This window comes from Alcanivorax sp. DP30 (genome assembly GCF_009882945.1).
GTDB lineage: Bacteria > Pseudomonadota > Gammaproteobacteria > Pseudomonadales > Alcanivoracaceae > Alcanivorax.
Genome location: NZ_WTUY01000005.1, coordinates 57,516 through 77,421 on the forward strand (window position 1 = coordinate 57,516; position 19,906 = coordinate 77,421).

General features: G+C 58.7%; 18 protein-coding genes and 1 tRNA gene. 9 read left to right on the forward strand and 10 right to left on the reverse strand.

All coding sequences use genetic code 11. The features are described from left to right. Window positions 1–161: 161 nt before the first annotated feature. Window positions 162–248: transfer RNA gene (locus GQF00_RS11155), tRNA-Leu, on the reverse strand. Window positions 249–376: 128 nt separating this feature from the next. Between GQF00_RS11155 and rnr the strand changes: the two genes are divergently transcribed. Together rnr and rlmB are read left to right on the forward strand one after the other, a co-directional pair. Continuing rightward, window positions 377–2,815, forward strand: a complete 2,439-nt coding sequence (gene rnr, locus GQF00_RS11160; protein ID WP_161319254.1) for a ribonuclease R — start codon at window positions 377–379, stop codon at window positions 2,813–2,815. 141 nt (window positions 2,816–2,956) lie between these two features. Beyond that, complete coding sequence (rlmB, locus tag GQF00_RS11165) at window positions 2,957–3,718, forward strand: 23S rRNA (guanosine(2251)-2'-O)-methyltransferase RlmB (protein ID WP_161319255.1); 762 nt, start codon at window positions 2,957–2,959, stop codon at window positions 3,716–3,718. A gap of 60 nt (window positions 3,719–3,778) precedes the next feature. Here rlmB and GQF00_RS11170 read toward each other — a convergent pair whose 3' ends face one another. Then, on the reverse strand, window positions 3,779–4,372 hold the full coding sequence (locus GQF00_RS11170; RefSeq protein ID WP_161319256.1) for a hypothetical protein: 594 nt from the start codon (window positions 4,370–4,372) through the stop codon (window positions 3,779–3,781). Window positions 4,373–4,375: 3 nt separating this feature from the next. Then, a complete protein-coding gene (locus GQF00_RS11175; RefSeq protein WP_370519489.1) occupies window positions 4,376–4,984 on the reverse strand; it encodes a hypothetical protein in 609 nt (202 codons plus the stop codon). A gap of 387 nt (window positions 4,985–5,371) precedes the next feature. Here GQF00_RS11175 and rpsF point away from each other — a divergent pair, with 387 nt between their 5' ends. The 7 genes from rpsF to radA all read left to right on the forward strand — a co-directional run bounded on the left by rpsF (window position 5,372) and on the right by radA (window position 11,053). Continuing rightward, window positions 5,372–5,713: a 30S ribosomal protein S6 gene (gene rpsF, locus GQF00_RS11180; protein ID WP_035233465.1), complete on the forward strand. Its 342-nt coding sequence runs from the start codon at window positions 5,372–5,374 to the stop codon at window positions 5,711–5,713. Between the two features lie 2 nt (window positions 5,714–5,715). Next, window positions 5,716–6,030: a primosomal replication protein N gene (gene priB / locus GQF00_RS11185; RefSeq protein WP_161319258.1), complete on the forward strand. Its 315-nt coding sequence runs from the start codon at window positions 5,716–5,718 to the stop codon at window positions 6,028–6,030. A gap of 14 nt (window positions 6,031–6,044) precedes the next feature. After that, on the forward strand, window positions 6,045–6,275 hold the full coding sequence (gene rpsR, locus GQF00_RS11190) for a 30S ribosomal protein S18 (RefSeq protein WP_153499858.1): 231 nt from the start codon (window positions 6,045–6,047) through the stop codon (window positions 6,273–6,275). Between the two features lie 15 nt (window positions 6,276–6,290). After that, the gene (gene rplI / locus GQF00_RS11195) at window positions 6,291–6,743 is read left to right on the forward strand and encodes a 50S ribosomal protein L9 (RefSeq protein WP_161319259.1); all 453 of its coding nucleotides are present in this window, start codon (window positions 6,291–6,293) and stop codon (window positions 6,741–6,743) included. Window positions 6,744–6,957: 214 nt separating this feature from the next. Then, complete coding sequence (gene dnaB, locus GQF00_RS11200; protein WP_161319260.1) at window positions 6,958–8,352, forward strand: replicative DNA helicase; 1,395 nt, start codon at window positions 6,958–6,960, stop codon at window positions 8,350–8,352. 26 nt (window positions 8,353–8,378) lie between these two features. Next, the gene (gene alr / locus GQF00_RS11205) at window positions 8,379–9,440 is read left to right on the forward strand and encodes an alanine racemase (protein ID WP_161319261.1); all 1,062 of its coding nucleotides are present in this window, start codon (window positions 8,379–8,381) and stop codon (window positions 9,438–9,440) included. Between the two features lie 245 nt (window positions 9,441–9,685). After that, the gene (radA, locus tag GQF00_RS11210) at window positions 9,686–11,053 is read left to right on the forward strand and encodes a DNA repair protein RadA (protein WP_161319262.1); all 1,368 of its coding nucleotides are present in this window, start codon (window positions 9,686–9,688) and stop codon (window positions 11,051–11,053) included. 212 nt (window positions 11,054–11,265) lie between these two features. Here the strand turns inward: radA and GQF00_RS11215 are convergent, their stop codons facing one another. The 7 genes from GQF00_RS11215 to GQF00_RS11245 form a co-directional block, all read right to left on the reverse strand. Further along, on the reverse strand, window positions 11,266–12,042 hold the full coding sequence (locus GQF00_RS11215) for a DUF547 domain-containing protein (protein WP_161319263.1): 777 nt from the start codon (window positions 12,040–12,042) through the stop codon (window positions 11,266–11,268). A 138-nt stretch (window positions 12,043–12,180) separates the two neighbouring features. After that, the gene (locus tag GQF00_RS11220; protein WP_161319264.1) at window positions 12,181–13,287 is read right to left on the reverse strand and encodes a PepSY domain-containing protein; all 1,107 of its coding nucleotides are present in this window, start codon (window positions 13,285–13,287) and stop codon (window positions 12,181–12,183) included. A 57-nt stretch (window positions 13,288–13,344) separates the two neighbouring features. Continuing rightward, a complete protein-coding gene (locus GQF00_RS11225; protein WP_161319265.1) occupies window positions 13,345–15,444 on the reverse strand; it encodes a TonB-dependent receptor in 2,100 nt (699 codons plus the stop codon). 99 nt (window positions 15,445–15,543) lie between these two features. Further along, window positions 15,544–17,688 (reverse strand): FAD-dependent oxidoreductase, encoded by a 2,145-nt coding sequence (locus GQF00_RS11230; protein WP_161319266.1) that lies wholly within the window; start codon window positions 17,686–17,688, stop codon window positions 15,544–15,546. 185 nt (window positions 17,689–17,873) lie between these two features. Then, window positions 17,874–18,914: a methyltransferase domain-containing protein gene (locus tag GQF00_RS11235; protein WP_161319267.1), complete on the reverse strand. Its 1,041-nt coding sequence runs from the start codon at window positions 18,912–18,914 to the stop codon at window positions 17,874–17,876. Between the two features lie 162 nt (window positions 18,915–19,076). Further along, window positions 19,077–19,307 carry a zf-HC2 domain-containing protein gene (locus GQF00_RS11240; RefSeq protein WP_161319268.1) on the reverse strand — a complete coding sequence of 77 codons (231 nt, stop codon included), beginning with the start codon at window positions 19,305–19,307 and terminating at the stop codon, window positions 19,077–19,079. Beyond that, window positions 19,301–19,903: an RNA polymerase sigma factor gene (locus GQF00_RS11245; RefSeq protein ID WP_161319269.1), complete on the reverse strand. Its 603-nt coding sequence runs from the start codon at window positions 19,901–19,903 to the stop codon at window positions 19,301–19,303. The genes GQF00_RS11240 and GQF00_RS11245 overlap by 7 nt, the downstream gene beginning before the upstream one ends. Window positions 19,904–19,906 lie beyond the last annotated feature (3 nt).

Here is a 19,906-nt window from a genome sequence, read left to right on the forward strand (position 1 = left end):
TGGTATCTGAAAGAGGCCAGCAGGGCAGTGCCAACATAAGTACCAACAGAAATGCTGGTATCTGGTTGGATTCCATCGGATGGGATTAGAGCGAGTATAAACGAAAAAAGCCCTGAACCAGACGGTTACAGGGCTTTGTCGGACTCCGTAAGAGTCATGTTTGGTGCCGAGGAGAGGACTTGAACCTCCACGGGGTTGCCCCCACTAGCACCTGAAGCTAGCGTGTCTACCAATTTCACCACCTCGGCATTTTCGTTCTGTCCCTTAAGTGCTTGTCGGTAAAGTTTTTACCGTTTCACGTAAGGTTCATCGCGAAAGCGCGTGCATTCTAGTATATGATGGCGGGATGTCAAACCCCTTTTCGAAAAAATCTTCAATGCCCCCTAAAAAAAGTTATCGCGACCCCCATGCCGACCGAGAGGCGGAAAAGTACGAAAACCCGGTGCCCAGCCGTGAGCTGATCCTGGACGTACTCAATGATCAGGGTAAACCCCTGTCCTTCGACGAGCTCGCGGAGCTGCTGGAGGTGGGCGAGGACGGCGAAGTCGGTCTCGACCGCCGTGTCCGGGCCATGCTGCGTGATGCGCAGCTGGTGCAGAACCGTAATGGCAAGGTCGGTGTGGTGTCCCGCATGGACCTCATTGCCGGCAGGGTTCAGGGCCACAAGGATGGCTTTGGGTTCCTGATTCCGGATGACAAATCCCTCAGTGACCTGTTCCTCGGCCCGCGGCAGATGGAAAAAGTCATGGACGGTGACCGGGTGCTGGTCAGCGATGCCGGGGTTAACCGCTTCGGCAAGAAAGAAGCCCGCATCGTGGAAATCACCGAGCGCGTTGCCACGGAAGTGGTGGGGCGCTATTACCGTGAGGCCGGCATCAGCTTTATCGAGCCGGAAAATCGCCGTATCACCAAGGAAGTTCTGGTAGAGGACAAGAATGGCATCAAGCCGAATCCCGGCGACCATGTCCGTGCCACCATCACCCAGTACCCCAGTCGTGACCATCATGTGCTGGTGCGTCTGGAAGAAATCATTGCTACTCCGGATCAGGCAGGCATGGAGATCGAGGTGGCCTTGCGCCGGTTCGAGATCCCCCATGTCTGGCCGGACGGTGTCGAAGACGAGGCCAACAAGTTTGGCGACAAGGTCCCTCACAAGGCCAAGGCCAACCGCGTGGATCTGCGTGACCTGCCGTTGGTGACCATTGATGGCGAGGATGCCCGCGATTTTGATGATGCGGTCTATGTGGAGCGCCGCCCCCGCGGTGGCTGGCGCTTGATCGTCGCCATCGCCGATGTGAGCCATTATGTGTATCCTGGTTCTTCCCTGGATCGTGAGGCGGCCAAACGTGGTAATTCGGTGTACTTCCCCAATCGGGTGGTGCCCATGCTGCCGGAGGCTCTCTCCAATGGTCTGTGTTCCCTGAATCCCCATGTGGACCGGCTGTGTCTCTACTGTGACATGACCATCTCAGCCAATGGCCGCCTGTCCGGTTTCGTGTTCCGTGAAGGGGTGATGCGTTCCCGTCACCGCCTTACCTACACAAAGGTGGGGGCCATGATTGAGGAGCCGGAATCTGAACTGGCGCTGGAAACCGTCGCCAGTCTGGATGACGAATCCCTGGATATGTTGTGGGCCTACCACGAAATGTTCCTGGCGCTGCGAAAGCGCCGGGTAGAGCGTGGTGCCATCGATTTCGACAGCGAAGAAACCCGCATCCTCTACGACGAGAACCACAAGATCGAAGGCATGGTGCCGGTGGTGCGCAATGTGGCGCATATCATGATCGAGGAGGCCATGCTGGCCGCCAATATCTGCGCCGCCAAGTTGCTGGAAAAGGCGAAGATTCCCGCCCTCTACCGCAACCATGAGCCGCCCAAGGAAGAGCGCCTGAGTAAACTGCAGCAGTTTCTCGGTGGTCTGGGCCTGAGTATCGCCTGGTCCGAAGGGGCGCCGAAGCCGGCGGTATTCCAGCAGCTGCGTGAGCAAATTCTGGATCGCCCGGACCGCAACGTGATCCAGACCATGATGCTGCGCTCCATGACCCAGGCCAAGTATGAGGCCGAGAACAAGGGGCACTTCGGGCTTTCCTACAAGGCTTATACGCACTTTACCTCGCCGATCCGGCGCTACCCGGATCTGCTGGTACACCGGGCCATCCGTTTCCTGATTCGTAGCGAAGCCATGCCTGCCCACGTAGATAATCCGGGCAAGCTGCCGGTCATTCCGCAGGAAAAAATCGTGCCTTATAACCAGGCCGACATGGTGGTCATCGGTGAGCAGTGCTCCATGACCGAGCGGCGCGCGGATGATGCTACCCGTGATGTGGTCTCCTGGCTCAAATGCCAGTTCATGGAGTCGCGTATCGGGGATGTGTTTGACGGCGTGATCAGTGGTGTTGCCAACTTCGGCCTGTTTGTTCAACTCAACGAGCTGCATATCGATGGTCTGGTGCATGTGGCGAACCTGGACAGCGACTATTACCACTTCGATGAGGTGAATCTGAGCCTCAAGGGGGAAAGTAGTGGTCGCACCTTCAGTCTGGGGGACTCTGTCACCGTGCGGGTGGCAGCGGTGCACACCGAAGATCGCAAGATTGACCTGCAACTGGAGTCGTCAACGCCTTCCCGCAAGGGGCGCCCGAAGGGCGGCAGCCGTCGGGGAGGCAAGGCTGGCGGTGGCGCTGGCGACGGGGCGGCCAAGAAAGGGTCATCCGAGCGAGAAAAGCTGGCCAAGGGCGAGATTCCCAAACCCAAGGCCAAGCGCAAAGGCCCGCCTCGCGGCAAAAAGGCCGCGCGGCGAACCAAGAAAAGCTAGACCGCTTTTCTTTTGGCTGCGGCTGGCGTGCAGTTGGGGGGCAGGTTTGAGCGCCTGTTCCCCTGCAGGTGCTGGCGGCCCCTCCTATCGAATCCCACACCACCCGTTGCGTGGTGCATGTAGCGTGCAGGCGTTCCAACAATGAGCAAAGCCCAAAAACCTCTGATGTATTCCGGCTTCCACGCGGTGGAGGCCTTGTTGCGCCATCGGCCGGAAGCGGTGCTGGAATTGTTTGTTCAAGATACCCGGGCAGAGCGGGAAGAGCCGCGTCTGGCGGCCATGATCCAGGCGGCAACGGATTTTGGCGTGGCCGTTCAGCGGGCTCGCCGCGAGGTGCTGGAAAAGCATGCCGGTCCGCAGCATCAGGGTATCGTGGCACGGGCTCGCCCGCGCCGGGCCGCAGATGAAAATGCCCTGCTCAAGTGGCTGGACAGCAAGCCGGCCAACCCGTTTCTGCTGATCCTGGAAAGCGTGACCGACCCCCATAATCTGGGGGCCTGTTTACGTAGTGCCGATGCGGCGGGTGTCAACGCGGTTATTGTTCCCCGTCGAGGGGCTGCGGGGCTCACGCCAGTGGCTTGCCGCACCGCCGTTGGCGCGGCGGAGAGCCTGCCTTACTACGAGGTGGGCAACCTGGCGACCCTGCTGGATCAGCTCAAGGAGCGCGGTGTTCAGGTGGTCGGCACGGCGCTGGAAGAACGCAGTACCTCCCTGTTTGACTACCAGGCGCCAGAGGCGCTGGCTGTGATCATGGGAGCGGAAGGGCCTGGCCTGAAACGACTTACCAAAGACAAGTGCGACCAGTTGTTGGAGATTCCCATGGCTGGGGAGGTGCAAAGCCTCAACGTGTCCGTGGCCACCGGGGTGGTGTTGTTTGCGGTGAAAGCGCAGAAGGGAAGTTAATAGCAGCGTCCAGATTCCGATTCAGCTTTGCCGGGTTTGTAGAAGGGAATCCTCAGCTTCTTATTTCATCTGTGAGTGACTCACGAAGCGCTGTATCTCCAGGCTGGGCAGGGGGGGCTCTGCCTGCCGTGCGGTCATATCCCGTTGCAGTTGGGAGGCCTCTTCCAGAATGGGTTCAAGATTGTTGTCCGGGTTGTTGGTCTTGAGAGGTGGGCGCACCGGCTCAAGGCGCTCTTTTGCCAGTTGTTGTTTGCCGAGTGGCGGCAGCGGGAAGCTCAGGTGGGTGGTGCGGTCGTAGCGTCGGGGCTCTTTGTAATTGGGTTGCTGATAACCGCGAGCATTCTGAAGTGCAGTATCCAGATCTTCCGGGCCGGTGACATGATGCCAGTTGCCCGGTTGTTCGGGGGCGGGCGGGAGAATGGCTTCGCCCTTGAGCAGTTTGCGGGTGAGCGTCTTGCGTCGAGACTTCCAGGCCAGCAGGTCGGTAACGAACTGGTCCTGCTGGCTGTAATTGCGGATCTCCGGGCGGGGGCCCAGTGCGCGTTCAAGCATCACCTGCTGTTCTCCAGACAGCTCCTGATTGGCAAGGCTGGAGGCGGGAAGCAGTGCCCAGCACAACAGGCCAAGACACAGGATGACGTTGCCCCGGATCATGACTTACAGCTCCCCTGCGGCTATCCCCTCAATGCGAACCATGTTGCCGTTCGAGTCAAGGTAGAAGGTCAGGTTGTTGGCGAAATAGATGCTGGTAATCAGTGGCGCATTCTCTGCCCGGAACGCTGCCTCTGACGCCTCTGACTCCCGGGCGCCGAGGGTGCCGTAGATCATGTCGGATTCCTGATACAGGGCCTCGCCGCCATCATTTACCCCGTCCAGTTGCATGCCCACGATAGTCATGGGTAGCACGAGAGGCTTATCGTTGCCGGCGTTGCCCAGCAGGGTACGGATATGCTCGCTGGACAGCAGGGGGGCCTCCAGAGCCGGTAGCTCGAAGCTGCGTGAGGTGGAGCGGTCATACCAGGTGGGGTGGGTCTGGTAGTCGATGGGGGCAATCCGGTTGGTCCGCGCCAGAGCGTCCTCCAGGGTTTCAGGCTCGACAATGACGGTGGGGTCAGTGCTGGTGATCCTGGGGGGGCGGTAATCCTCCGGACAGGCGCTTTCATGAGCAGCCTGCAGGTGGCTGGCCTGCTTGTACTTCATGATCTGGACCAGAAAGTCACTGTAATCCGGGTAGTCTTCCAGATCGGGCTTGTTTGGTACCGACACAGGGGTTCCGCACGGCGGGAGGGGCTCCTCGGCGTGAAGCGGGGTCAGCAAGCAAAGACTGCACAGGCCGGTGGCCAGGGCTCTCAAGTGCATGGTCGTATCCCAATTGTTGTTGTTTTCCCCTTTTTAATCAGGGGCTTAGGGTAAACGACGCTTTCTGTAAGCGTTTGTAGTGTTTTGTTTCGGTTCAGGATACGACGGCAGGATGTAATTGGCAATGGATATGCCTTGAGCCGGACGGGGTGTATGGGATAGAATCGCGCGCTTCCTGCGTCCCGCCTGTGTTTACACGGCGTGGGGCAGGTCTCCTTGCTTCACCGCGTCGCCAACTGGGCGCCCGGGAAGCTGATCTGACACCGTGAGGTGTCTCAACCGTAAGGAGCTACCATGCGTCATTACGAAGTTGTGTTCCTGGTCCACCCGGACCAGAGCGAGCAGGTGCCGGCCATGATCGAGCGTTATAGCGCGATCGTGACTGATGGCAAGGGCACCATCCACCGTCTTGAAGATTGGGGTCGTCGCCAGCTGGCCTACTCCATCAACAAGATTCACAAAGCCCACTATGTGATGTTGAACATCGAATGTGACGGCGAAACCCTGGCCGAGCTGGAAAATACTTTCCGCTTTAACGATGCCGTAATCCGTCACCTCGTGATTCGTCGCGACAACGCTGTTACTGAGCCGTCGCCCCTGGCGAAGAACGAAGAGAAGGAGGGGGCAGCCAGCTAATTTTGGAAAGTAATCACTGTGAGCTCACCGGTGTAATCGCTGCCTTGGAAAAGGTTGCACTGACACCGGCAGGGGTACCCCGCCAACGGTTGTGGCTCGAGCATCGCTCTCGCCAGCTGGAAGACGGCCACCCCCGCGAAGTCCAGGCCCGCATTGCCGTGATACTGGCAGGCGGGATGACCCGACAGGCCCAAGGCCTGAAAGAGGGTCAGCGAATCAAAGTCACCGGATGCCTGAGTCGCGCCGGTTACAAGGGAGACGCCCGGGACCGTTTACAGCTGATTGCCCAAACGCTGGACACCCTCAACCAGGATTAAAGAGGAGATATCCAATGGCCCGTTTTTATCGTCGCCGCAAGTTCTGCCGCTTCACCGCGGAAGGTGTTGAGTACATTGATTACAAAGATCTCGACACCCTGAAAGCCTACATCACCGAAACTGGCAAGATCGTGCCCAGCCGTATCACCGGCACCAAGGCACGCTATCAGCGTCAGCTGGCTTCTGCCATCAAGCAGGCCCGCTTCCTGGCGCTGCTGCCGTACACTGACAGCCACGACAGCTAAGCCGAGGGGACTATCATGCAAGTGATCCTGCTGGAAACCATCAAGAACCTGGGCGACCTGGGTGCTGTGGTTGACGTACGTTCCGGTTACGGCCGTAACTTCCTGATCCCCCAGGGCAAGGCTCTGCCGGCCACCAAGGCCAACCTGGCAGAAGTTGACGCCCGTCGTGCGGAACTGGAAAAGCACGCTGCCGAGCAGCTGGGTGCCGCTCAGGCGCGTGGCGAGAAGCTGGCGGAAGCGACTGTTACCATCGCCGCCAAGGCTGGCGACGAAGGCAAGCTGTTCGGCTCTGTCGGTACTCGCGATATTGCTGAAGCAATTTCTTCCTCCACTGGCGTGGAAGTGGAAAAGGCTGAAGTGAAGCTGCCTCACGGTGCGCTGCGCAACACAGGCGAGTTCGAAATCGACCTGGCGCTGCACGCCGAAGTGACCGTGACCATCAAGCTGGCTGTCGTACCTGCCGAGTAATCGTCAGATAACGGACAACCGGTTTGCCCCTTGCGGGGCGCGGTGACAGAATCAGGGCATTGTCCGCAAGGGCAGTGCCCTTTTTAATGGCAGTTACAAGCTTCAAGCTGCAAGCTACAACGCGAATCGAGTCTGCTCCAGGGGTTGACGTCTGCCGCCGCGTTGTAGTTTGCAGCTTGCAGCTTGTAGCTCATAACTGGATCCTGGTTATTCCATGAACGAACCCATGCCGCTGGATAAACATCTCCCTGAAAACCTGAAAATTCCGCCCAATTCTGTGGAAGCGGAGCAGGCGATCCTGGGGGGGCTGCTGTTGAACAACAGTGCCTGGGATGATGTGGCCGAGAGAGTCGGGGCGCGTGATTTTTACCGCAAGGCGCACCGGCAGATCTTTGAAGTCATTGCCCAGCTGGTAGAGGAAGAGAATCCCTGTGATCTGGTGACCGTCTCCCAGGCCCTGACCCAGTTGGGCCAGCTGGACGACATCGGCGGCATGACCTACCTCTCCGAGCTGGCACGCAATACCCCCAGTGCGGCGAATATCACGGCCTATGCCGAAATCGTGCGCGAGCGCAGTATCCTGCGACAGCTGATCAACGTCTCCCACGACGTGGCCAACAGTGCCTTCAACACGGAAGGCCGCAAGTCGCTGGAAATTCTTGATCAGGCGGAATCTGCCATCTTCGAGATTGCGGAACAGCAGAAGAAGGGCTCCGGCCCCCAGGATATCAAGACCGTTCTGAAGAAGACGGTGGATCGCATTGACGAGCTCTACAAGAACAAGAGCGCCATCACTGGTGTTACCACCGGCTTTGATGAACTGGACAAGATGACCGGCGGTCTGCAGCCTTCCGACATGGTGGTCATCGCCGGTCGTCCTTCCATGGGGAAGACCACCTTCGCCATGAACCTGTGTGAGAACGTGGCGATCAAGGCCGGCAAGCCGGTGCTGGTGTTCTCCATGGAAATGCCCGCGGATTCCATCGTCATGCGGATGCTGGCCTCGCTGGGGCGTATCAACCAGACCTCGGTGCGATCCGGTAACCTGGAAAAGGATGACTGGCCGCGCATTACCTCGGCCATTCACATGCTTAGCGAGCAGAAATTCTTTATTGATGACACCCCGGCCCTGAGCCCGCTGGAAATGCGCGCCCGTGCCCGCCGGGTCGCCCGTGAGTGCGGCGGCGAGCTGGGTTGTATCATGGTCGATTACCTGCAGCTAATGCAGGTGCCCGGGGTGGATAACCGGGTGAACGAAATCTCGGAAATTTCCCGCTCCCTGAAGGGGCTCGCCAAGGAACTCAATTGCCCTGTGTTGGCCCTCTCGCAGCTTAACCGCTCTCTGGAACAGCGCCCCAACAAGCGCCCGGTAATGTCGGATCTGCGGGAATCCGGGGCCATCGAGCAGGACGCGGATTTGATCACCTTCCTGTATCGGGACGAGGTGTACAACAAGGACACCAACGAGAAGGGTGTGGCGGAAGTCATCATCGGCAAGCAGCGTAACGGTCCCATCGGTACCGTGCGCCTGGCCTTCCAGGGGCAGTTTTCCCGGTTCGATGATCTGGCGCCGGAATACTACGCCCAGCTGGCAGCAATGGATGAATAGGGCGTCTGGCATCTAGCGAGCTTTCTATGCGAGGCACACGGGTCGAAATTCGTAATGCGGCGCTGGCGCACAATGCCCGGCGGGCGAAGCAGTTGGCGGGACAGTCCGAGGTGTTCGCCATGGTCAAGGCCAATGGCTATGGCCATGGGCTACTCAATGCCGCTACGGCCATGCTTGATCAGGTAGATGGCCTTGGGGTGGCTCTCCTGGAAGAGGCGGATCAGTTGCGCGATGCCGGCATTGGCGCGCCTATTCTGGTGGCCGAAGGTTTCTTCGATCACGATGAGCTCAATGAGGCTCGCAGGCTATCGCTGGATGTGGTGGTTCACTCGCCCTGGCAGGTGGCGCTGTTGCTGGACAATCCCGGCACCAGCCGCATCTGGCTGAAACTCAATACTGGCATGAATCGTCTCGGGCTGCGTCCGGCCATTGCGCTGCAGGCGGCGGAGCAATTAGCGGCCGCCGGCATGAAACCGGTGGGGGTGATGACGCACTTTGCCTGTGCCGATGACGAGCAGGACTCAGGGACCAGCAGCCAACTGCATCTGGCTCAGGAAGTGGCCGATGCACTTGGGCTGCCACTGTCTGCGGCCAACTCCGCCGCCCTGATTCGTTACCCGCAAACCCATGGCAAGCGAGTGCGGCCTGGCATCATGCTCTATGGCTCTTCCCCGTTTCTATGGAAGAGCGCAGCGGAAATTGGCCTGAAAGTCAGCCACCGCTTCAGCGCCCGTCTGATTGCCATCAACGATATTCAGCCCGGCGAATCGGTAGGCTACGGGGCCACCTGGACCGCAGCGCAAGCCGGACGTGTCGGTGTAGTCGCTGTGGGTTATGGCGATGGCTATCCCCGCCACGCCCCCAACGGCACCCCTGCCGCTATCAATGGCGAGCCCACCGTGCTGGTAGGGCGGGTATCCATGGATATGCTCACCATCGATCTGAACGGCATTGATGCCCACGTGGGTGATGAGGTGGAGCTGTGGGGCGATGTGGTGGATGTGGATGCGGTGGCGAAAGCCTGCGGAACCATCAGCTATGAGTTGTTCTGCCAGATCACCAGCCGTCCCGAACGTATTATCGTTTAATTCGTCGTCGCTGTAGGAGCACCTCTTGGGGTGCGAATGCGAGCGTTAGCGAGTAACGAGTTGCGAAAAAGCAAAATCCAAACCGACCGTGCCTGATGGGTTGGGTTTTCGCAACGCGCTTCTTGTAACTGTTTTGTTCGCACCTCAAGCGGTGTCCCCCTTTGGGGCCGCACTCCGTGCGTTACTCCGCTGCGCTACGTTCTTGCGGCGGCCTTGTCGATACGCCTGCACAAGAAGGATTTGTTGTGGCCAAGAAAAAAATCGCCTTTGTATGCACTGATTGCGGTGCGGATACGCCCAAGTGGCAGGGCCAGTGCCCGTCCTGTGGTGCCTGGAATACCCTGCAGGAATTTGTCCACGATCCCGCCACGCCGTCCTCCAAGGGCGCAGGGAGCCGTGGTGGGTTTGCCGGGCAGTTGTCCGAAGTGCAGAACCTCAACGACATCGTTCTGGAAGAAACGCCGCGCATCGGCTCTGGCATGGGGGAACTGGATCGGGTGCTGGGCGGCGGGCTGGTGCCCGGGTCGGCGATCCTGATTGGGGGGCATCCCGGGGCCGGCAAGTCCACCTTGTTGCTGCAGATGTTGTGCCGGCTGGCGGATAGCCAGAAATCCCTTTATATCACCGGTGAGGAATCTCTTTCCCAGGTGGCCATGCGTGCCGATCGGCTCAAGCTGCCCAAGGACAGGCTGCGTATCGCAGCGGAAACCGATGTGGAACAAATCCTTGAGCTGGCCCGCAAGGAGCAGCCGAAGATTCTGGTGGTGGATTCCATCCAGGTCATGTTTCTTGCTGCCCTGCAGTCGGCGCCGGGCAGTGTGGCTCAGGTGCGCGAGTGTGCCGCAGCCCTGACCCGCTTTGCCAAGCAGACCGGCACAGTGTTGTTGCTGGTGGGGCATGTTACCAAGGACGGCACTCTGGCCGGCCCCAAGGTGCTGGAACACATGATTGATTGCTCCCTGATGCTGGAAGGATCCACGGATTCCCGTTTTCGTACCCTGCGTGGCCTGAAGAACCGGTTCGGTGCAGTTAATGAACTGGGCGTGTTCGCCATGACCGGCGAAGGCCTCAAGGAAGTAAAGAATCCTTCCGCGATTTTTCTTAACCGTGCGGAAGAGATCGCATCGGGCTCACTGGTGACGGTGGTCTGGGAAGGTACCCGACCGTTGCTGGTAGAGCTGCAGGCGCTGGTGGATGCCTCGCACTTTGGCAACCCGCGTCGTGTCTGTGTGGGGCTGGAAGGGAATCGTCTGGCCATGCTGCTGGCGATCTTGCATCGTCATGGCGGTATCCAGGTGGGCGACCAGGATGTGTTCATGAATGTGGTCGGCGGGGTGAAAGTCACGGAAACTGCCGCAGACCTGTCCCAGGTGCTGGCCATCGTGTCCAGTTTTCGGGATCGTCCGCTTGAGCGTGAGCTGGTTGTGTTTGGTGAAGTGGGCCTGTCTGGGGAAATTCGCCCGGTGCCACAGGGGCAGGAACGTCTCTATGAGGCAGTGAAACACGGTTTCAAGAAAGCGATTGTGCCCAAGGCCAATCTGCCGAGAAACCTGCCCGAAGGCGTGGAGGTTATCGGGGTGAGTAATGTAGCGCAGGCGCTCGAGTACCTGTAAAGGCAATGAATAGTTAATAGTGAATAATTAATAGCTAAAACAGGAACCGGAGCCGGCCCCCGCAGGAGCTCAACGTGTTGAGCGAAGAGGCCCGAAACCGTGTGCCGGATTTCTGTTGATAGGGCAGGGGGGCAGCGGTTTGAAGAACATGGCGGAGATGGGCTTGCGCCCATTTCCGCCCTACGGTTCCATCATTGACGTCCAGCGTTTATTTACTGCTTGTTCAGTTTCCAGTTGTAGTTCAGATGACGAATTGTGATGTCGTCTGCTTTCATCAGTTTCCGCTTTTCTTCAGGTACACCAAGCTCGTCCGCATAGGGCAGTAAATATTCTGCCAGGCTGCCGGCGGTGTTTTCGAAATCCTTTTCGTACCAGTCAAAGATTTTTGAAATTTCCAGGGCGTTGCGGTCATTGTTGAAGCGGTTGCGCTGTTTGTCGCTGAGAAACTTTTTCGCGCTGTCCTCCAGCTGGGCGTCCAGTTTGTCGGCTGTGTAGGCTTCCGGGCGCAGGGCGGGGCAGCCGATGGAGGCGCAGTTCACTGCGAAGTGGATGCGTGGATCCATCAATGCTGGATTGCCGCGGATCATTTCATGTTCCACTTCATCAAGAGTGCGCGGCTTGTCCAGCAGGGTAAAAAATTCCTTGTCCCATGGGCCGGAAAAGAAACTGCCGATATCGCGGATGGAGGCGGGTTGACCTTCAACCAGAATCAGTTCCACGGTAAAGGCATTGTAGGCGTTGATCAGGAATGCCAGCTGTTCGTCCTTTGACCACTGCTGGTAGTCAGCCCTGGATACACCGGACAGCGCATCCAGATAGCCCTGCAATGCCTGCCGATCCTTTTCCATGCCTTGGTAATCCATTGCTGTGGCAACGCCGCCACGCAAGGGCTTCACATGGGTTGCGAGCAGGGTGTTCCAGGCGCTGTGATCAAAGGCCTGGGCGGCGCTGCAAATCAGCAGCAGGAACGGGATCAGAAAACGGGTCATAACTCCTCCTTTAGGCAGACAGTATCACGCTGCCGTGTGGTGATGCCGTGATGCTGTGTGTCTCAAGGGGGGGGTACGACTGCCTGCGTCATGCTGCCTTGCTGGAAAGGATACGACGCAGGAGGTTTCTGTCAGCCTTTATGGCGTGCGACGTTTTGCTGCTCGGCGTTTGAGTTGCCGTTTGGTCCACCACAGGTAGCCGCCGGTTATAAAAAAGAGCAGCGGGGTCAGGCCTGTGATCAACACCAGCAGGCGTCCGGGCATGCCCAGGGCGTCGCCGTTGTGCAGGGGGAATTGCCAGGTCATGAACTGACTGCCTGCGGCCAATTGGTCTATCTGCCAGAGCGCAAGCTGTGCGCCGCTGTACTGATCCAGCCAGACATTGTTGGCGCCATAGTCCTGCCAGGCATCGTCTGGCAGGGTAAAGGCGACCCGGTAACTGTCGGTCGGTGTCTGGGGAAGATAGAGGCGCTGCAAGGTGGCGTCGGGAAAGCGTGACTGCGCCAACGCCATGGCATCGTCGGGGCTCAGCGGAGGCTGCGTTGAGGGCGCGGAGTGTGGAACAGGGCGCTCATCCAGGGGGAGGATGGTGCCGACCACTGCGCTGACCTGTTTGGCGAACACCAGGCTGACGCCGGAGAAGGCGATCACCAGCAGGGCAGGCAGCAGGTAAATGCCGGTGACCTGATGAAGATCAAAGTGCAGCCGGTAGCTGCCCGCACCACGTTTCACTGTCAGGTTTCGTTTCCACTTGCCTTTGCGCTTGCCGGTGGGCCACCACAGCACTACACCGGTGAGACAGAAGCCGAGCAGACACAGGCCAAGAATCCCCACCAGAATCTTGCCATTGGCCCCGGCCAGCAAGGTGTAGTGCAACCGGTAGATCCAGGTCATGGGGTAGTGACCCCAGTCTCGTACCGCAAGCACTTCACCAGAGTAGGGGGAGACGCTGACCTGGAGAGGGCCTGCTGCTTCTGCGTTTTTGGGAAAGCGCAGGGTGTGTGGGCTGCCGGGCTGGCGAGACAGGTCTATTCGCTGGGCTGTCTTGCCAGTGGCGCTTTTTGCGTTGGCGATGACGGTACTGAGAGGGGCACGCTGCTCGCCATGGGTGACCAGTTCCGGGCTGAGCTGTTCGTCGAGCGCATCATGGAACACCAGCAGGCTGCCAGTGAGGCCGCTGATCGCCAGCAGCAGTCCCACTGTCAGGCCGGTGTACTTGTGCAGGGTAAACAGCAGATTGCGCATGGGAGTCTGGTTGTCGGCAAGTGTGCGGGCAGCCGCTGGCTGCCCGCGAGACCCGGTTTAGAAATCCAGGTTGTAACCCAGAGTGACGGTGCGGCCACGGCCCTTGAAATTGCGGCTATCAAGGGTGGTTGCAGTCTGGGAGTAGTAAGTGAAGTAGTCTTCGTTGAAGAGGTTCTCCACGCCGGCGGTGAGCTCGCCTTTGGGCAGGTCATAGCCCAGGCTCAGGTCTACCAGCTGGTAGGCGACAAAGTCGTTGGCGTCACCTTCAAAGTCCTTGTTGAAGTAGTGGGTGCCCTGCAGCTGGGTGTTCAGCTTGTCGGTCCACTGTGCCAGCCAGCGCAACTGGAAGCTGTCCGGGGCGATGTTGTTACCATCCAGGCGAGTGTCTACCTTGTTGTCTTCGTTGCTGTCGTGCTTGCCGGTTGTGTGAGCATAACTGGCGTTCAGGCCGTGGGCGCTGCTGATCTGCCAGCCTGCTTCAGCCTCGATGCCCTGGATCTCGGTGCGCTCACGCTTCACTTCGAAGATGCCGCCGTTGTTTTCGAGGCGCTGGCCAAGGTCGGAATCGGAGCTGAAGTGACTGATCTGGAAGTGGCTGCGTTCACCTGTCAGGCGGATACCGATTTCGGTGTTGTCGGTGAGGATTGGCTGCAGGTCGAGGAAGTCTTCCACGTTCTGGTTGGGTACGTTGATACCACGCAGTACGCGCCCCACATCCGGCATGCCGAAACCTTCGGAATAGTTGGCAAACAGCTGGGCGTTCTCGCTGGCCTGGAAGACCAGGCCATAGTTGAACAGGGTTTCTTCAAAGTCCGGGTTGCCACCTTTGACCTGCTGGCTGCCGTAGGAGGCCAGGGTGGTGAAGTCATCCACGTTCAGTTCGGCGTATTCGTAGCGAACACCGGCCTGCAGGATCAGCTGCTCGACAGGGGAGACTTCCGCCTGCAGGAATGGGGCGATATTGCGGAACTGGGTTTCCGGTACCCATTCGCGGCCGGTCTGGGCCAGGATCTGGGTGGTTTCGTCCTGCAGCACATCCAGGCCGGTGGTCAGCTTCAGATGATTATCCAGCAGGCCATCGCGGGTCAGGGTCAGTTTGCCGCCCACCTTGTCGGATTCATTCTGGGACTGGTCATAGACGTTGGGGCCGTAGGCCGGGTCCTGGAAAGTCCCGAATACGCCACCGCCGTAGCGGCCTTCGAAGGCCTGGCTGTAAAGCTGGGCAGTGAAGTGGCTGCCGGCCAGGTTGCTGTGAGTATAGGTCAACCCGGCGGTAGTCACCTTGTTCATGGGGGCGTCGCCTTCCGGATCGCCTTCTTCCGCGGTGGTAGGAATGCCGTTGGCCCAGTCACCCTCCACGGCCACGTAGTCGTGATTGCCTTCCAGGCGGAAGTGATTCACGGACAGCTCGATGTTCTGCTCATCGGTGAGCCAGTAGCCCAACTTGAAGAACACGTCTCCGCTCTGCGAATCCATGATGTCGCCCTGGGTACCGTCCACACCGATGTAATCGCCTTCAGCATCGTAGAACATGCCGCGTTCCACGTAGCTGGTGCCGAACAGGTAATCCACATTGCCGGCGATGCCATCCACCCGATAGTCCACCTTGTAGCTGAGGCTGTCGGACTTGATGTCGTTGGTTGGGGAGGTTGCCTGCACACCAATGTGCTGATTCACGGTGCCGGCTTCCGGGCGGCGGGTAACAAAGTTGATGATGCCACCGGTGGCGCCCAGGCCGTGCTCGGCGCTGGCCCCGTGGATCACTTCGATCCGCTCGACCATGTAGAGGTCGATGGTGTAGCCGTCCCGGGAGCCGTCACGCAGCGGGTTGGACTGGGGGATGCCGTCGATCAGGAGCAGCGGTGCACGGCCACGGAACGTTTCGCCAGCATTGGTCAACTTCTGGCGGCTGGGCGTATAGGACGGGATCAGGTTGCTCAATACCTGGGATTGGTCCGAGGTCATGCGCAGCTGCTGCTCGATTTCCGCTTTGTTGATTACCGTGATCTTCTGGGGCGTCTTGCCCACTTCGCTATTGGAGCGGGTGGCAGAAACGGTGATGGCGTCCAGTTGGTTGTTGTCCTCAGCCTGGGCCAGCGGCGAAATGGCGAGAGCGAGAACAGACAGCGGCAAACCAGCAAGGGGGAAACGGGGCACGGCAATTCTCCCGGTACGATTGTAGGGAATGTAATAGGCCGTGCACGGTAGTGTTAATGATAATGATTGTCAATATGACCCTAATTCGTGGCCTGGTGTCTAGCGACGCCAGGCATGCAGCTTCTCCACCCAGCGCAACAAGCCTTCCGGCTTGCGGGCTTTTTTCCATTCCCCGGCGGCAAACTTGTTGGCTTCCGCCATGGTGGGATAAATATGAATGGTGCCCAGGATCTTGTTCAGACCCAGCCCGTGTTTCATGGCAAGCACATATTCGGCAATCAGGTCGCCGGCATGCTGGCCGACAATGGTGACGCCCAGAATCTTGTCGCTGCCTTTGGCGGTGATCACTTTCACGTAGCCCTCGGCGGCACTGTCGGCGATGGCGCGGTCCAGATCGTCGATACCGTAGCGGGTCACATCATGTTCGATGCCCTGGTCGATGGCTTCCTGCTCATTGATGCCGACGCGGGCTACTTCTGGATCGGTGAAGGTGCACCAGGGAATCACCCGGTAATCCACCTTGAAGGATTTGAGAAAGCCAAACAGGGCATTCACTGCCGCGTACCAGGCCTGATGTGATGCGGTGTGGGTGAACTGGTAGGGGCCCGCCACATCGCCACAGGCATAGATGTTCGGGTAGCGGCTTTGCAGCAGGTCGTTGGTCTGGATAGTGCCATTGGGATCGGTGGGGAGCTGTAGTTCCTCCAGCCCGAGGTTGTCGGTATTGGCCTTGCGGCCCACGGCCACCAGTACCTGATCGAAGGGCAGGACGGTTTCCTGACCGTCATGTTCCACGTACAGCACCTTCTCGCCGTTTTCGCGGCTGAAGCGAACCGCCTTGTGGCGGGTGAGTACCTTTACGCCGCTTTCCTGCAGGGATCGGGTGACCGTCTCGCTGGCTTCTTCGTCTTCGCGAATCATCAGACGCGGCAGCATCTCCACCTGGGTCACCTGGCTGCCCAGCCGGGCAAAGGTCTGGGCCAGCTCGCAGCCGATGGGACCGCCGCCGAGCACCAGCAACCGTTTGGGCTGTTCATCAAGCTCCCACAGGTTGTCGGAGGTGAGAATATCCATGTCTTCGATGCCGGGAATGGGGGGCACGAAGGGACGGGCGCCGGAGGCAATGATAATGCTTCGGGCGGTGAGGGTTTCCACCTGATCGCCGTTGCGAATTTCCACTTCCCAGGGGGAAACGATGCGAGCCTCGCCCTGACGGCAGTCCACACCAAGATCGCTGTAGCGTTCCACCGAGTCGTGGGGTTCGATCTTCTCGATAACCTTGTGCACACGCTGCATCAGCGTGCCGAACACAAAGTCACTCTTGATGCTGTCGAAGCCGTACTTGGCGGCCTGTTTGTCATGGTAGGCCACGCGGGCGCTTTTAATGAGCGCCTTGGAGGGCACGCAGCCCGTGTTCAGACAGTCGCCACCCATTTTGTGTTTCTCGATCAGGGTGACTTTGGCTTTCACCATGGCGGCAATATAGGCGCTCACCAGACCGGCGGAACCGGCACCGATCACGATCAGGTTGCGGTCGAAGCTTTTTGGTTTGTTCCAGCCCTGGTAGACCTTGCGGGCCTGCAGGCGCGCCATGATGCCCTTGGCAATCCACGGGAAGATGCCCAGCAGCACAAAAGCGCCCAGCAGTTGCGGGGAGAGCAGGCCGCGGAGACTCTCCAGCTGGCCCAACTGGGTGCCAGCATTCACATACACGGCGGTGCCCGCCAGCATGCCCACCTGGCTGACCCAGTAAAAGGTGCGGGTCTTGATGGGTGTCAGGCCCATGACCAGGTTGATCACGAAGAAGGGAAAAGCCGGCACCAGTCGCAGGGTGAAAAGATAAAACGCCCCTTCTTTTTTGACGCCCTGATTGATTTTTTTCAGCCGTTCGCCAAAACGTTCCTGTACCGCATCATGAAACAGAAAACGGGAGGCCAGAAAGGCAAGGGTGGCGCCGATGCTGGACGCAAAGGAAACAAGAATCAGGGCGATAGTGAAGCCGAACAGCGCGCCGGCGGCCAGGGTCATGATGGCCGCACCGGGTAAACTTAAAGCGGTAACCGCTACATAAATCAGGAAGAAGGCCCCCAGCACCATGGCTGGCTTGTCCGCATAGAGGTTGTCGAAAGCGCTCTGCTGTTGCTTGAGGTAATCAAGGCTGAAGTACTGGCCCAGATCAAAGAGAAAGTAGCAGGTGATGAGCGCGGCGATGATGACAAACAACAGCGCTTTCTTGAGGTTCATTAGGCTTCCTTGGTCCATGGTAACGTATGGGGGGCGCTCATGCTGGCAGGGCGTTTGAGTCGCGAGGTACGAGTAACGAGTTTCGAAAGGCAAACCCTGGAAGGGGGATCATGCTGTTGATTGTCGAAACTTGTTACTCGCTTCTCGCTGCTTTGTGTATCGCCTGCAGGCAGTCTACTACAGCGCTAGCAGCAGCTGGCTGCGCCAGCGTCTTCATTATCTACGAACGGAACGTTCAATCCGCAATCTTCAAAAATGCCGTAATGCGTGTCGAAGTTGCCGATAAACTCGAAGTGCCCGGCGAAGCGGCTTTTTTCCAGCATTAGCCAGGTGTTGCCGCACACCGGGAATACCTTGCCGGTTTCGATGATGTGGTGGTCATCCAGCTTGAAGGCATGGGGACAGTTTTCCAGCGTGCCTTTGTAGATGACCGCCTGCCCGTAGTCTTCGCAGGCGGGCTCCAATTCATCGATATTGAACAACCGGTAAGTGGCCGAGTAAAAACGGATGTTGCCGAGTTTCTTCTCAATGGCAGGATTTTCGATGGTCAGGCGGCGGGATTCCACCAGGCGGGGGTCGGCAAAGCCACTGCGTTTTCCAAGGTTGATGAAATCGTTCCAGTACAGGGCGCCGGACAGGCATTCCCCATAAAGCACCGGGTCGTTGACCAGGGCTGAAGGTACCCGGCGGTCGGCGTAGACATCGGAGAAATAAAACTCACCGCCGGGCTTGAGAAGCCGCTTCACATCGGCAAGCACTTTGGCCTTGTCGGTGCTCAGGTTGATGACGCAGTTGGAAATGATGATATCGAAGTAGCCGTCCTGTAGGTCCAGCGTGTCGAGCTCTTCGATATACCCCTTGAGAAAGCGCACATTGCTTGTGCTGTGGCCAAATTGCTCACGATGGTAATCCTGGTGGCGGCGAGCCACCTCCAGTTGTTCGTCCGTCATGTCGACGCCGACCACTTCACCGTGCTCACCCACCAGTGCAGACAAGAGATAGACATCACGGCCCGAACCGCTACCAAGATCCAGGATGCGCATGCCGTCGAGATGTTCCGGGGACACCAGGCCGCAGCCATAATAGCGAGTGACCACCTCGTCGTGCAGCTGTGCCAGCAGAGGCTTGAGATGGTCTGGTGGTTCTTGGTCACAGCAAGCGTTGGTTTGCAGGTCGTCGCTGGATTGCAGCTGCTTGCCGTAATAATCCTGTACATCGTTACGCATTGAGCGTCTCCGGGGGAGAAGGATAGTTTGTCATCATGCTGTGAGCGCTGGCGGCCCACTTAACGATCTGATGGGTCAGAGTAGAGCGCCGGGCATTGGGCCGAAATGATAAAAAGTGCACTGGCGGGTAGTAGCGGTCAGCGACTGTGAAAGTCGTGTGAATCAGGGAGTCTTGTCCAGTTCGTCGAGGACAGCGTCGACTTTCTCCTGGCTGACCGCCTCCGGCGGAGGGCGACGCAGCGAGGTCACCAGTGCGCGCAACTGATGAACATAGCGCCGACAGTGATGACACATCAACAGGTGCATGCGCAGGGCAAAACGCTCACGCCAGCTTAGTGGCGTGCCGTCCACGAGGGCGTCGGCCCTTTCTACTGCGTCTTTGCACTTCAGCACTCGCCTGTCTCCTGAAAATGATCCACCAACTCGAATAATCGGGCCCGAGCCCGGTGCAGCAGCACTCGAACATTGGATGCGCTGATATCGAGCATGTTACAGATGGCGTCGAAGTCCATGCCTTGCATGTCGCGGAGCTCCAGTACCAGGCGCTGATTTTCGGGCATGGCATCGAGACATTTGGCCATGCAGTGACGCAGCTCATCCCGGGTGAGCAGCGAGTCAGGCCCGCCCAGATCCCACTGTTGCGGTCCCTGCTGCCAGTGGCCCCCTTCTCGAAAGCGGTGGGCCAGAGCATCGTTGTCCTCAGTGGGGTCAAACTGAATTTCGCGCCCTTGCTTGCGCAGCATCATGCGGGCCTGATTGATGACGATGCGTGTCAGCCAGGTGCGCAGCTGACTGCGGCCTTCAAACTTGCCGATGGCTCGGTGTGCGGAGATCCAGGCATCCTGAACGGCTTCTTCGGCATCGGCGGGTGAAAGCAGGGAACGGGCAGTAGCCAGCAGGTAACCATGATGGTGTTTGACCAGTTGCCCGAAAGCGACTCGGTCTCCCTGCTTCAGTTTTGCGATAAACGCGGGCCCATCCAGTTCCAAGAT